This window comes from Gemmobacter serpentinus, from assembly GCF_008973825.1.
Lineage (GTDB): Bacteria > Pseudomonadota > Alphaproteobacteria > Rhodobacterales > Rhodobacteraceae > Gemmobacter > Gemmobacter serpentinus.
The window spans coordinates 1-13,491 of sequence record NZ_WCHR01000020.1; the positions used below are offsets into that span (position 1 = coordinate 1).

A 13,491-nucleotide genomic window follows, 5' to 3' on the forward strand; every position below is an offset into this window, starting at 1 on the left:
GGTCAGTCGCCCGCGCCGTGGTGACCGCCGTGCCGTTCTCCGCCACCCGGATCGCCGCCGCAGCCCCACCGCCATTCGAGGTGATGACCGGGGCCTCGTTCACATCGCTGACGCGGATCTGCAGCGCCTGGCTGTCGCTGAGATCGCCATCGCTGACCGAGACCACAACATCATAGACATTGTTGCGCCCCGCATCCTTCGGGGCCTCATGGTCGGGGGCGGATTTGAAGGCAAGCCGCCCGCTGCGTGCGTCGATGGTGAACAGGGCCGCATCCGCGCCGCCCGAAATCGTGTAGGTCAGCGTGGTATCGGCATCGGCATCCGTCGCCGTGACCGTGGTCACGGCCCGCTGGTTCTCGGCCACCGTGATGGCCGCCGTGGCCCCCCCACCATTGGAGGTGATGACCGGGGCATTGTTCACAACCGCACCCAGCACCACCTCGCGATCGGCAAAGCGCAGCACCTCGACATCGCGCAGCGTGTCGCTGCCATCGCCATTGCTGCGGCTATCCGTCACCGTCCAGCTGCCATCGTCATTCTCGGTCACGCCATAGGCGCTGGCATTGCCGGCAAAGACCACGGTATCAATGCCCGCGCCGCCATCCAGGCTGTCATCGCCACCGCCGCCTCTGATGGTGTCGTTGAACACCGTGCCGGTATAGGTGTCGTCACCCGCCGAGCCGATGAAGTTCTGTGCGTAACCTGCCAGCAGCGCCTTCACGAATTCGATGTCGGAGGGCGTGCTGCTATTGCCGTTCATGAAGGTCTGCGCCAGCAGCTGGGCTTCCCCGAAGATGCGGTTCAGCAGGCCGGAATCATTGCTGATATCCAGACCCGAGATCGTCACCTCGGCATCATCCACCTGATAGGGATTGGCGCTTTCGCCGTTGTTCTTGCCAAAGACGATGCTGTTGATGATGCCCGACACAATATGGGCATCCTCACCGCTGATCGGATCGACCCAGTTATAGACCAGATCCGAGCCATGCAGCGCCATACGCCAGCCCCCCACCACCTGTTCCAGCGCAAAGAGGAAGGCGCTGGAGGGGTTGGAGGGCGTCCAGCCGCTGCCCACGGGCGAGAAGTCCGGCAAGCCGCCAACCGCGATATCGTATTTGTCCTGCAGATAGGTATTCCAGTTGATGCCGCCATGTTCGGCCGCCAGCAGCGTGGCCGCATCGATGGTGATCGCACCGCGCGCGGTATCGCCGGCCTCTGCCGCGTCGGTCACATGCAGATGGAAGGTTTTCTCATGCGAGACGCCGTTGGCATCGCTGGCCCTCAGCGTGACCGCGTAAAGGTCCTGGGTCTCGTAATCCAGCGTGCCGTTCAGCGCGAGGTAATGGGTGGTCACACCGTTCACCACGCGGGTGACGATGGTGAACAAGCCGTTATGGTCATCGACCAGTTCAAGGCTGGTGGGGGTGAAACTTTCATCGAATGCATAGGCAAAACCGAGCAGCGTGCCCGCAGGCGCGGCTTCGGTGATGCTCATGTAATCCTTGCCGGTCGGCACGTTCGTCATCTTGAACGGATCGTCGGTCGCCTGGATCTGGATGGTCTGGCGCGTGACATTGCCATTGGCATCGGTCGCGTCGACCACCAGATTGTAAATGCCATCGGGCCGCGCCTCGTAATCGAGGGGGCTTTTCAGCCGGATGCTGTAGGTGCCATCGCTGTTGGTCACCAGATTGAACGCGCTGTTATTGTCGCCCTCGCCCGCCGCAAGGCTGAACGAGACAATGCCATCCTCTGGGTCAACCGCCGACAACGTGCCCAGCAGGGTGCCGGTGCGCGCGCCTTCAGAGATGGTGTTGTTGGAGATTGCCACGACCTGCGCAGGCGGGGCCGCGATATCGACATAGTAATAGAAGATGTCGACATTCCCTTCCAGATCCTGCGAGATAAACTCCAGTTCTGCCTGGGGCACCGTATCATGATCCAGCGGGCCATTGACCAGCAGGTTCCATGTCGATTCACTGGTTTTCTCAAGACGGAAATGAAGAATATTTCCCAAAGAGAAGCCGCCCCAGACGGGGCCGAACCCGTCCGGGTCGGAGGCCGTCACGACGGCCACGACCGTGCCGACCTCTGTGCCGGCGGCCACTGTAAGCGGCCAGGGCTCGATCGACATGACGGTGTTATCTGCTGGCATGGGGGCCTCCCTCTGGATGCAATGTGATATCGAACAGGGGGCCAGGCCCCGAACCTGAACAGCCTGCGGTCCAGTCCGGTGCCGGGCTGGACCTGTATCAGATCAGCAAGATGATCAAATCAGATCGAACTGGCCGATGGTGTTGGCAGACGAGATCTGGAACGTAGTCCCTGCGGCGGAAAGGCCGTAAAGCACGTCCGCAACCGCGTCATAGGTCACCTGGCCTGCGGAGACCGGCGTACCGGTCACCCAGGTGAAGGCCCAGCCAAGGTCGATCTTGTCGGTGCCGGTCACAAAATCGACGATCGTATCGACGCCGGTAGACGGGCGGCTGTCGGCGGCAGAGGTGTAAACGAAGGTATCGGCACCGTTGCCGCCGGTCAGACGGTCTGCGCCCGCACCGCCGGTGATGGTGTCATTGCCGTTGCCGCCGCTCAGCGTGTCGGCACCGCCGCCACCTGCCAGCACGTCATTGCCGATACCAGCCACGATCGCATCCGCTCCCGAGCTGCCCACGAAGTTGATGCTGTTGCCCGACGTGTTGAACAGATAGGTTTCCAGCGCCGAGGCATCGCCATTGGCCAGACCGAAGACGATGGCATTGGCCGGACCGCCGACGCCCGAACCCGTGATGCCAAGATTATCGATCTCGACCTGGGTGGTGGCCAGGGTTGGTTTCGCCATGACATAGCTGGTGCCGGTGCCCGCGCTCAGCGTGGTGCCGAGATCGAGCGAATTCAGCGTGCCTTCCAGAACATGCGAATTCGGAAAGCCCGGGATCGGGTTATAGGTCAGCGCGCCTTCGGCGACGAAGGCGGTGCTGTTGGTGCCCGACTGGAAGCCATAGCTCGGGTGGTTGAACAGCCCGATCTGGAAGTGGCCACGGTTGCTGCTGTCAAAGCCGCCCCCGATGGTGTCGATGAACGCGTTGAAGTCTGTTGCGGAATTTGCCGTGATGGTGACGGTGGCCATAGTCAATTCCTTCTTGAACGAAGCACAGCATTCAAAGCTGCCTTCAGGTTGAACGGGATACCTGGAAAACCGGACAGGATTTTCTCGTCTACCTGGCAGATGCTGGGCTTCGCCTGTGAAGGCGTATGGGCTGCAGTCATGGCGTAAAATGCCACATGTCGCGGTGAGAATTCCGACTGGGCACACTCTTCAATCGTATGCGCGTCTGGGGGGTTTATCCCTCTTCCGCTGATCTATTGCCGATTGGCTATTAAATCAGATAAAAATAGTCAACTGTATTTTATCCCTCTGACCGATCCTCAGCAGGACGGGTTATGCCGGGTGCGGACCGGGCATCTGTGCCGTTGCAGATCGCCCCCGAGAACTCTTTACCCTGATGAGGACATTGAGAAATATCTGTGCACCCGCGATCGGCCCAAGGCCATCGGCCAATCACCGCGATTTGGCCGCTGATGTCGCGATTGCATTTTCCCCCTCCCCGCATTTGGTGCGGTGCCGGAGGCTAGGCCCTATCTGATCCGCTGCTGTTGATGCTTCACCCGGCGGATCGGGATCGAGGATTCGATGGAGGCCACGCCGGGGATCTTGGTCAGTTTGCCGGTCAGAAAATGTTCATATTCGTTCAGATCCGCCACCGCGATGCGCAGCAGGTAATCGAAGCTGCCAGTCATCAGCCAGCATTCGACAATCTCCGGGCAGGTGCGGGCCTCGCGCTCGAACTCCACCAGACGGCGATCGACCTGCTGTTCCAGCTTGACCGAGACAAAGACGTTGAAGCCAAAGCCCAGCCGGGTCTCGTCGACAATCGCGCCATAGCCGGTGATATAGCCCTCGGTCTCCAGCCGCCGCACGCGGCGCGCGCAAGGCGATGGGGACAGGCCCACCCTTTCGCTCAGTTCCTGATGCGAGAGGCGTGCATCGGCCTGCAATTCACGCAGGATGCGTTGGTCGATCTGGTCCATGCCTTTGGCCTCTTGCGCCTGCTTCCGCCAATCATTCTACATATGACGCCGGATTCCGCCAATACTGCACCGAAATGCCAATCAGTTTGACGAAAATTTACCCCTGACGCGCGCTAACCTGCCGTCAGGAGGAGACCATGACACAGCCAGCCCACCGCACGATCCCGGCCCCCGACACGAATGCCGATGTCACGCACCCCGGAATCCTGACGCCCCAAAGCCATCTGAAAACCGTCGAACAGCGCCTGCTATGGCTGTCGCACTGGATGATTCATCACGCCAATCACATCCGGCCCAAGGTCGACGGCATCAAGATCGGTGGGCATCAGGCCTCCTCTGCCTCGATGGTGTCGATCCTGACCGCGCTTTATTTCCACGCGCTGCGCCCGGAAGACCGGGTGGCGGTGAAGCCACATGCCTCGCCTGTGTTCCACGCCATCCAGTATCTGATGGGCAACCAAAGCCGCGCCCATCTGGAAAACTTTCGCGGCTATGGCGGGGCGCAAAGCTATCCCAGCCGCACCAAGGATTGCGATGACGTGGATTTCTCCACCGGCTCGGTCGGGCTTGGGGTGGCGATCACCGCCTTTGCATCGCTGGTGCAGGATTACATCACCGCCAAGGCATGGGGGGGCGGGGTCACGCCCGGCCGCATGGTGGCGCTGGTGGGCGATGCCGAACTGGATGAAGGCAATATCTATGAGGCGCTGCAAGAGGGCTGGAAACACGATCTGCGCAATTGCTGGTGGATCATCGACTATAACCGCCAATCGCTGGACGGCATCGTGCAGGAGGGCCTGTTCGAGCGGATCGAGCAGATCTTCCGCACCTTCGGCTGGGATATCGTGCGGGTGAAATATGGCGCCCAGCAACGCGCGGCCTTTGCCGAACCGGGTGGTAGCGCCTTGCGCCACTGGATCGACCGCTGCCCGAACCAGCACTATTCCGCGCTGACCTTCATGGGCGGTGCGATCTGGCGCAAGCATCTCATGGAGGATCTGGGCGACCAGGGCGCGGTCTCGGCTCTGATCGAGCGGCGCAGTGATACGGAGCTTGCTGCGCTGATGGAAAACCTTGGTGGCAATTGCGTGCAGACCATGGCCGAGGCGTTCGACGCGGTGGATCACGACCGCCCGACCTGCTTTCTGGCCTATACCGTCAAGGGCTGGGGCACGCCGATTGCGGGCCATAAGGACAATCATGGCGGGCTGATGAACCCGACGCAATTCGCGGCATGGCAAACGCATATGGGCGTGCCGAAAGGACAGGAATGGGAGCCGCTGGCGGCGGTGCCGGATCTGCCCGGGCTGCAAGCCTTTCTGGCGCAGGTGCCGTTCTTTGCCAAAGGCGCGCGGCGCCATGATGAACCACAGATCCCGGTGCCGGACATCCGCATCGATACTGACCGCGAAATCTCGACCCAGGCCGCGTTCGGCAAGATCCTTGATGATCTGTCCAAGGGTGACAGCGACCTTGCCGCCCGCATCCTGACCACCTCGCCCGATGTGACCGGCACGACCAATCTTGGCCCATGGGTGAACCGGCGCAAGCTGTTTGCCCGCAAGCCCCGGCCTGATGCCTTTATCGAGCATCGCATCCCTTCTACCGCGAAATGGGAATTCACGCCCGAAGGCCAGCATCTGGAACTGGGCATTGCCGAGATGAACCTGTTTCTGCTGCTAGGGGCTGCGGGCCTGTCGCACAGCCTGTTCGGCAAGCGGCTGTTCCCCATCGGCACGGTCTATGACCCCTTCGTGCATCGCGGCCTCGATGCGCTGAACTATGCCTGCTATCAGGATGCGCGCTTCATGATCGTGGGCACGCCCTCGGGCATCACACTGGCACCCGAGGGCGGCGCGCATCAATCCATCGGCACGCCGCTGACCGGCATGGCGCAGGATGGGCTGGCCGCGTTCGAGCCCGCCTTTGCCGATGAACTGGCGGTGATTATGGCCTGGGCCTTTGACTATCTGCAACGCGATGGCGACAGCACGCCCGATCCGCGCACATGGCTGCGCGACCAGACCGGGGGGTCGGTCTATCTGCGCCTCACCACCAATCCGCTGGAACAGCCCGGCAAGCGCCAGGATGATGCCTTCCGTCAGGGGGCCATCGACGGTGCCTATTGGATGCGGCCGCCGGGCCCCAATTGCAGCGTGGTCATCGCCTATCAGGGGGCCATCGCGCCCGAGGCCATCGCGGCCGCCGGTTTGCTGGGCCAACACCGCCGCGATGTCGGCGTGCTGGCGGTGACATCGGCCGACCGGCTGAATGCCGGCTGGTCGGCGGCCTTGCGCGCCCGGGCTGCGGGTGACACGCAGGCCCGCAGCCATATCGAGACGCTGCTGGCAGACCTGCCGCGCGATTGCGTCATCGTCACGGTGATTGACGGGCACCCGGCGACGCTGGCCTGGCTGGGCGGGGTGCATGGCCACCGCACCCTTGCCCAAGGGGTGGAGCATTTCGGGCAGACCGGCACGATTCAGGATCTCTATCGTCATTTCGGCATCGACCGGCAGTCGCTGGTTCATGCGGCCCTTGCATTGACCAACGGGCCGCGCCCGATCCGCAACTGACCCTGGCCGAAGGCGCGGATACCGCGCCTTCGGTCTTGCATCCTGTGGAACCTTGCCGAAGGACGGTCTAGACTTGGCCTTAAGACCGCAGGGAGGCAGGGCGCATGACAGAGATCGCGACACAGGCGCAGGCCGCCCCGCGCATCACCCATCATGACCGTATCCTGACCGAGATTCGCGACCGCATCACCAGCCGCGACTGGCCGCCGGGGTTTCAGCTGCCCTTCGAGACACAATTGGCCGAGGCACATGGTGTCTCGCGCATGACGATGAACAAGGTTCTGGCGCAACTGACGCGCGAGGGCTTTCTGGTGCGACGCAAGAAACTTGGCACCTTTGTCGCCCGCCCCATGGCGCAGGCCGCCGTGCTGGAGATCGCCGATATCGCGGCAGAGGTCGCGGCGCTTGGGTTGGAATGGCGCTTTGATCTGACCGAACGCGCCTTGCGCGCGCCCCTGCCCGATGAGGCCCAGGCGATGGGCGATCTGCCACAGTCCCGGCAGGTGCTGGCCCTGCGCGGCGTGCATTTCGCGGGCGATCAGCCGTTTTGCCATGAGGCGCGGATCATCAATCCCGACACCGCACCTGCCGCCGTGGATGTGGATTTCCGACAGATCGCGCCGGGGGCCTGGCTTTTGCGCGAAATCCCATGGACCTCGGCGCAGCACCGCATCCGGGCGGTGGCGGCCAGTGGCATGGTCGCCCGCGATCTGGGGCAGGTCAGCGGCATCCCCTGTCTGGAGATCACACGCCGGACCGAGATTGCCGGGCAATGGGTGACGCTGGTGACCCAGACCTATCCGGGTGACCGGCACGAACTGGTTGCAGAATTTGCACCCAACCCGGAAGGCTAGCCCCCGATCTCCACCCGCAACGCATCAAGCCCGGTCAGCTCCTCCAGCTGCGCCGGACCGCAGGCCCGCAGATCGACCAGATCCAGCCGCGCAAGCCCGCCGCCCGATTGCAGCAACAGCGCCAGCTGCACCGTCTCATTCGCAACCGGCAAGGCCAGCGGCCCGCGCGTGACCGTCGCACGCAGCGGCCTGCGCACCATCACGTTGAAATCGAGGATCGGCCCGGCGGTCAGCGCCGCGGCACAGGGCTGATCGCCCGCAAAGGCGAAGGGCGGGCTGTCCGGATCCAGCAGATGCACCCGGCCCGCCACCTCCAGCCGCATCGCGCCGCCATCAATCACCGTCAGCACCCGGTCCACGCCGGGAAAGGTCGAGAACGGCCCGTCCGTGGCGACGATGGCGGTGGAGATGCGCCAGTCAAAGGTATCAAACCCGGCATCGGGGGGCGATACGACAATCTCCGCCGTCTCGCCGCCGCCATTCTTCCACGGGCGGAACTGCCGCGCCGCCCGTGGATAGATGCCTGTCCTGACAGGCCCGGTCACAGGATGCCCGGCAGGCGCAGCCCGTGCAACCGCGCGCAATCTTTCGCGATCTCATAGCCCGCATCGGCATGGCGCATCACGCCCGAGGCGGGATCGTTCCATAGCACCCGCTCCAGCCGCCGGGCGGCGTCTTCGGTGCCATCCGCCACGATCACCACCCCGGCGTGCTGGCTGAAGCCCATGCCGACGCCGCCACCATGATGGATCGACACCCATGTCGCGCCCGAGGCGGTATTGGTCAGCGCATTGAGCAGCGGCCAATCCGACACGGCATCCGATCCGTCGATCATGCCTTCGGTTTCGCGATTGGGGCTGGCGACCGAACCTGAATCCAGATGGTCACGCCCGATCACGATCGGCGCCTTCAATTCGCCACTGGCGACCATCTCGTTGAACATCAGGCCCGCCCGATGCCGATCCCCCAGCCCGATCCAGCAGATCCGGGCCGGCAGGCCCTGAAACGCGATGCGCTCGCCCGCCATGTCCAGCCAGCGATGCAGATGGGCATTGTCGGGGAACAGCTTTTTCATCGCGGCATCGGTCTTGGCGATATCCTCCGGGTCGCCCGACAGCGCCGCCCAGCGGAACGGCCCGATGCCCTGACAGAACAGCGGCCGGATGCAGGCGGGCACAAAGCCGGGGAAGGCGAAGGCGCGCTCGAACCCCTCCTCCAGCGCCATCTGACGAATGTTGTTGCCGTAATCGACCGTCGGCACACCCGCGTCATGGAAGCCCACCATGGCCTCGACATGCGCCCGCATCGACGCGCGGGCGGCCTTGTCCACCCCCGCCGGATCGCTTTCCTGCCGGGCGCGCCAGTCGCCCACGCTCCAGCCCGCCGGGCAGTAGCCATGCACCGGATCATGGGCCGAGGTCTGGTCGGTCACGATATCGGGGCGGCCATTGGGCAGCGCCTCGCCCGCCAGTTGACGGCGCAGGATCTCGGGGAAGATCTCGGCGGCATTGCCCAGAAGGCCCACCGACTTCGCCTCGCCCTTGGCCGTCCATTCGGCAATCAGCGCCAGCGCCTCGTCCAGCGTCTTGGCCTTGGCGTCGAGGTATCTGGTGCGGATGCGGAAGTCGATCCGGGTCTCGTCGACCTCCACCGCAAGGCAGGAGGCCCCGGCAAAGACCGCCGCCAAGGGCTGCGCGCCCCCCATGCCGCCAAGGCCGCCGGTCAGCACCCATTTGCCGGTCAGATCGCCGCCATAATGCTGGCGCCCCATTTCGGCAAAGGTCTCGTATGTGCCCTGCACGATGCCCTGCGCCCCGATATAGATCCAGGACCCGGCGGTCATCTGGCCATACATCATCAGGCCCTTGCGATCCAATTCGTTGAAATGTTCCCAATTGGCCCAACGCGGCACGAGGTTGGAATTGGCGATCAAGACGCGCGGCGCATCCTTGTGGGTGCGCACGATGGAGACCGGCTTGCCCGATTGCACCAGCAGCGTCTCATCCGCCTCCAGATCGCGCAGCGCATCGCAGATCAGATCAAAGTCTTTCCACGTCCGGGCCGCGCGGCCAATACCGCCATAGACCACCAGATCATGCGGGTTTTCGGCCACATCGGGATGCAGGTTGTTCATCAGCATCCGCAGGGCCGCCTCGGTCAGCCAGCTTTTGGCGCTGATCTCGGTGCCGGTGGCGGGATAGATGTCGCGTTGATTGTGACGGGGGTCAAATTTGGGGTCAATCGTGGCATCGGTCATGGTCTTCACCTTTCAGGAACGGGCAAGGCGCGGGGCAAGGGCCGCCAGCGTGGTCAGGATCTCGGCCAGCACCGCGCGCAGGCGGGTTGCTTTGGCGGCATCAAGCGTGAAGGGCGGGGTCTCGGTCGCCAGATGGCTGATCTGGGCCAGTTCCATCTGGATCGCATGGACGCCCGCCTCGGGTCGGCCGTAATGGCGGGTGGTCCAGCCGCCGCGAAACCGGCCATTCAGGATGCTGCGATAGCCGGGGGCTGTGGCGCAGATGCGCGCCACCTCTGCCTCAAGCTCCGGCGCGCAGGTCTTTCCGCCATCGGTGCCGATGTTGAAATCCGGCAGCACGCCCTCGAACAGCCATGGGATTTCCGAGCGGATCGAATGGCAATCATACAGGATCGCCACACCATGGCGCGCCCTCACCCGTGCGACCTCGGCCGCCAAGGCCGCGTGATAGGGGCGATGCACGGCATCCAGCCAATGCGCGATATCTGCCGGGCCGGGTTCCTGCCCTGCCTGCCAGATCGGCGTATTGTCGAAATTGGTCAGCGGGATCAGCCCGGTCGTGGTCTGGCCGGGGTAGAGGCTGGCACCTTCTGGATCGCGATTCAAATCGATCACATAGCGCGACTGCGTGGCGGTGACGGTGCTCACGCCGGGCAATAGCCCGGCGTAAAGATCATGAATGTGCCAGTCGGTGTCGCGCAGCAGCAGCCCCTCGGCGTTCAGGCGGCCCGCCACCGATGCCGGAACGCCCGTCCCCACATGCGGAAAGGCCAGGATGATCGGGCTGTCGCCCTGGGTGACCTTGAAGGGCTCCATCAGCCGACCTGCGGAAGAAGGTCGGCGACAGCGTCCGTGAGGCTACCATCCGCGACCAGCGCACCCGCGGCCTCCATGTCGCTGCCCATGAAGCGGTCGGTGTCCAACACCGCTATGCGGCGGCGTAGGGCGGCGATCGCCCCCTCGAGCTTGGGCGAGGATTTCAACGGCCCGCGCAGATGCACGCCCTGCGCGGCGATCATCGCTTCAACCCCGATGATCCAGAACAGGTTCTGCGTCATCGGCAGCAAGCGCCGTGCGCCATGGCAGGCCATGGACACATGGTCTTCCTGATTGGCCGAGGTGGGCGTGCTGTCGACCGATGCCGGATGCGCCATCTGCTTGTTCTCGCTCATCAGCGCGGCGGTGGTCACTTCGGCGATCATCATGCCGGAATTCAGACCGGGTTTCGGCGTCAGGAAACCCGGCAACCCATAGGACAAGGCCGGATCCACCAGCAGCGCCACCCGACGTTGTGCGATGGCTCCGATCTCGGCCACGGCCAGCGCGATGATATCGGCGGCAAAGGCCACTGGCTCGGCATGGAAGTTCCCGCCCGAGACGACCTGCCCATCGGACAGAACCAGCGGGTTGTCGGTGGCGGCATTCGCCTCGATCTCCAGCGTGGTTGCGGCCTGACGCAGGATATCCAATGCGGCCCCGGCCACCTGCGGATGGCAGCGGATGCAATAGGGGTCCTGCACCCGTTCATCGCCCTCGACATGGCTGTCGCGGATCTGGCTGCCCTCCAGCAAGTCACGCAAGGCCTGGGCAACCTCGATCTGGCCGCGATGGCCGCGCAGGGTGTGGATCTCCTCGATGAAGGGCGCGGTCGATCCCATCGCCGCATCGGTGGACATGGCCCCCGTCACGATGGCCGCGCGCAGCGCACGCTCAGTGCGGAACAGCCCCGCCAGCGCCAGAGCAGTCGAGACCTGGGTGCCGTTGATCAGCGCCAGCCCCTCCTTCGCGGCCAGAACCACCGGGGTCAGCCCCGCCTTTGCAAGCGCCTCGGCCCCCGACATGCGGATGCCGTCCAGATAGGCCTCGCCCTCGCCGATCATCACGGCGGCCATATGCGCCAGCGGGGCCAGATCGCCCGAGGCCCCGACCGAGCCCTTTTCCGGGATCACCGGCATCACGCCGCGCGCCAGCATCGCACCCAACAGCGCCACAACTTCGGGCCGGGTGCCGGACGCGCCGCGGCCCAGCGACATCAGCTTCAAGGTCAGGATCAGCCGGACCACATCCAAGGGCAAAGGCGCGCCCACGCCGCAGCAATGCGACAGGATCAGGTTGCGTTGGAGCGTGGCGACGTCCCCCGCCGGAATACGGATCGAGGCAAGTTTGCCGAAGCCGGTGTTCACCCCATAGACGGCATCGTCACCAGCCGCGACCTCGGCGATCCGGGCGGCGGAGCGGGCGATCCCGGCATCCGCCGCGGGATCCAGCGCGGGTGCGTCACCGGTCCAGTAGATGCTACGCAATTGGGCCAGCGGCACCGAGCCAGGCATGAGGGTCTTGGTCATCAGACGATCTCTCCGAGGAAGATACGGGCGTGAAGCGGGTTGAAACCGATGCGGGCGACAAGCTGGGCGGGGGTCTCGACGTTCCAAAGCACCAGATCGGCGGCCAGGCCGGGGGCGATGCGACCCGTCTGATGACCCAGACCCAGTGCACGGGCGGCATGGGCGGTGACCGCCAGCAGGCATTCCGGCACGGTCATGCGGAACAGCGTGGCGCCCATGTTCATGGTCATCAGGATCGAGGTCAGCGGCGAGGTGCCGGGGTTGCAATCGGTCGAAAGCGCCATCGGCACCCCTGCCGCGCGGAAAGCGGCCACCGGCGGCAATTGCGTCTCGCGCAGCATGTAGAAGGCACCGGGCAGCAGGACCGCCACGGTGCCGGAGGCGGCCATCAGCGCTGCATCCTCGGCCGTCGCATATTCCAGATGATCGGCCGAGATCGCCCCACGGGCCGCGGCGAAGGCGGTGCCGCCCTGATGCGACAGCTGCTCGGAGTGGATCTTCACCGGCAGTCCCAAGGCGCGCGCCCGGTCATAAAGCGGCGCGAGTTCGGCGGTGGAAAAGGCGATCCCCTCGCAGAAGCTGTCCACCGCATCGACCAAGCCTTCGGCATGGGCGGCCTCCAGCCCGGCGATGGCGACCTCGCGGATGTAATCTTCGGCGCGGCCCGCATAGTCCGGCGGCAGGGCGTGGGCGGCCAGCCAGGTGGTCACCACCCGCACCTTCCGCCGCGACGCCAGTTGTCGGGCAGCGCGCAGCAAGTTCAGTTCTGCCTCGATCGACAGGCCATAGCCCGACTTGATCTCGACCGTGCAGACCCCTTCGGCCAGCAGATGGTCCAGACGGGGCAGGCTGGCAGTCACCAGCTCCTCGACCGACAAGCCGCGCACGGCGCGCATCGAGGCCTTGATGCCGCCGCCCTCCTGCGAAATCTGCTCATAGCTTGCGCCTTCAAGGCGCAACTCGAACTCGCGCGCGCGATCGCCGCCAAACACCAGATGGGTGTGACAATCGACCGGCGCGGGTGTCATCAACCGCCCGCCGCAATCGATGACCTTGGCGCCGCCCCTCGGAAGGTCCGCACCCAAAGCCACGATCCGCCCGCCTTCGGTCAGCAGATCCAGCGCCCCCGGGGCGCTGACCTGCACCGCGCCATCACAGGTCACAATCCGGGCATTGATCCAAAGCGTTCGCGTCATGGCATCCCCCATCAGCTGCGGGCGGCGGAATCAGCCGCGCCCTCGGCTCTTCACAAGGCTGCACCCATGCTGCGCAAAAATCAAGTATATACATAATAGAATTTCTGACGCAAAATCCATGCAGGCCCGGTCGGTGCAGACTCGGCCCGCGCAGGCTCATGGCGGAGGTTGGAA

At 64.3% G+C, this 13,491-nt stretch carries 10 protein-coding genes; 2 read left to right on the top strand and 8 right to left on the bottom strand.

The features are described 5' to 3' along the window. The 3 genes from GBJ34_RS12895 to GBJ34_RS12905 form a co-directional block, all read right to left on the bottom strand. Positions 1–2,155: cadherin repeat domain-containing protein (locus tag GBJ34_RS12895; protein ID WP_192931212.1), on the bottom strand; the 2,155-nt coding region annotated here is incomplete at its 3' end. A 114-nt stretch (positions 2,156–2,269) separates the two neighbouring features. Beyond that, positions 2,270–3,127: a calcium-binding protein gene (locus tag GBJ34_RS21155; RefSeq protein ID WP_192931213.1), complete on the bottom strand. Its 858-nt coding sequence runs from the start codon at positions 3,125–3,127 to the stop codon at positions 2,270–2,272. A 509-nt stretch (positions 3,128–3,636) separates the two neighbouring features. Then, positions 3,637–4,089 (bottom strand): Lrp/AsnC family transcriptional regulator, encoded by a 453-nt coding sequence (locus GBJ34_RS12905; RefSeq protein WP_151719626.1) that lies wholly within the window; start codon positions 4,087–4,089, stop codon positions 3,637–3,639. A gap of 137 nt (positions 4,090–4,226) precedes the next feature. On the opposite strand from GBJ34_RS12905, the gene GBJ34_RS12910 reads away from it, so the two are divergent. Continuing rightward, positions 4,227–6,665, top strand: a complete 2,439-nt coding sequence (locus tag GBJ34_RS12910; protein WP_151719627.1) for a transketolase — start codon at positions 4,227–4,229, stop codon at positions 6,663–6,665. Between the two features lie 104 nt (positions 6,666–6,769). Beyond that, on the top strand, positions 6,770–7,519 hold the full coding sequence (locus tag GBJ34_RS12915) for a UTRA domain-containing protein (RefSeq protein WP_226341162.1): 750 nt from the start codon (positions 6,770–6,772) through the stop codon (positions 7,517–7,519). Here the strand turns inward: GBJ34_RS12915 and GBJ34_RS20575 are convergent. From GBJ34_RS20575 to hutI, 5 genes are read right to left on the bottom strand one after another with little or no spacing between them, the layout of a single operon-like run. Beyond that, positions 7,516–8,064 carry a HutD/Ves family protein gene (locus GBJ34_RS20575; protein WP_226341163.1) on the bottom strand — a complete coding sequence of 183 codons (549 nt, stop codon included), beginning with the start codon at positions 8,062–8,064 and terminating at the stop codon, positions 7,516–7,518. The two genes, GBJ34_RS12915 and GBJ34_RS20575, sit on opposite strands and share 4 nt — an antisense overlap. After that, positions 8,061–9,776, bottom strand: coding sequence for a urocanate hydratase (gene hutU, locus GBJ34_RS12925; RefSeq protein WP_151719628.1), 1,716 nt, complete (start codon positions 9,774–9,776; stop codon positions 8,061–8,063). The genes GBJ34_RS20575 and hutU overlap by 4 nt, the downstream gene beginning before the upstream one ends. A gap of 12 nt (positions 9,777–9,788) precedes the next feature. Next, the gene (hutG, locus tag GBJ34_RS12930) at positions 9,789–10,592 is read right to left on the bottom strand and encodes an N-formylglutamate deformylase (RefSeq protein WP_151719629.1); all 804 of its coding nucleotides are present in this window, start codon (positions 10,590–10,592) and stop codon (positions 9,789–9,791) included. Next, on the bottom strand, positions 10,592–12,121 hold the full coding sequence (hutH, locus tag GBJ34_RS12935) for a histidine ammonia-lyase (RefSeq protein ID WP_151719630.1): 1,530 nt from the start codon (positions 12,119–12,121) through the stop codon (positions 10,592–10,594). Before hutH ends, hutG begins: the two co-directional genes overlap by 1 nt. Then, positions 12,121–13,317 carry an imidazolonepropionase gene (gene hutI, locus GBJ34_RS12940; protein ID WP_226341164.1) on the bottom strand — a complete coding sequence of 399 codons (1,197 nt, stop codon included), beginning with the start codon at positions 13,315–13,317 and terminating at the stop codon, positions 12,121–12,123. Before hutI ends, hutH begins: the two co-directional genes overlap by 1 nt. Positions 13,318–13,491: the final 174 nt, after the last annotated feature.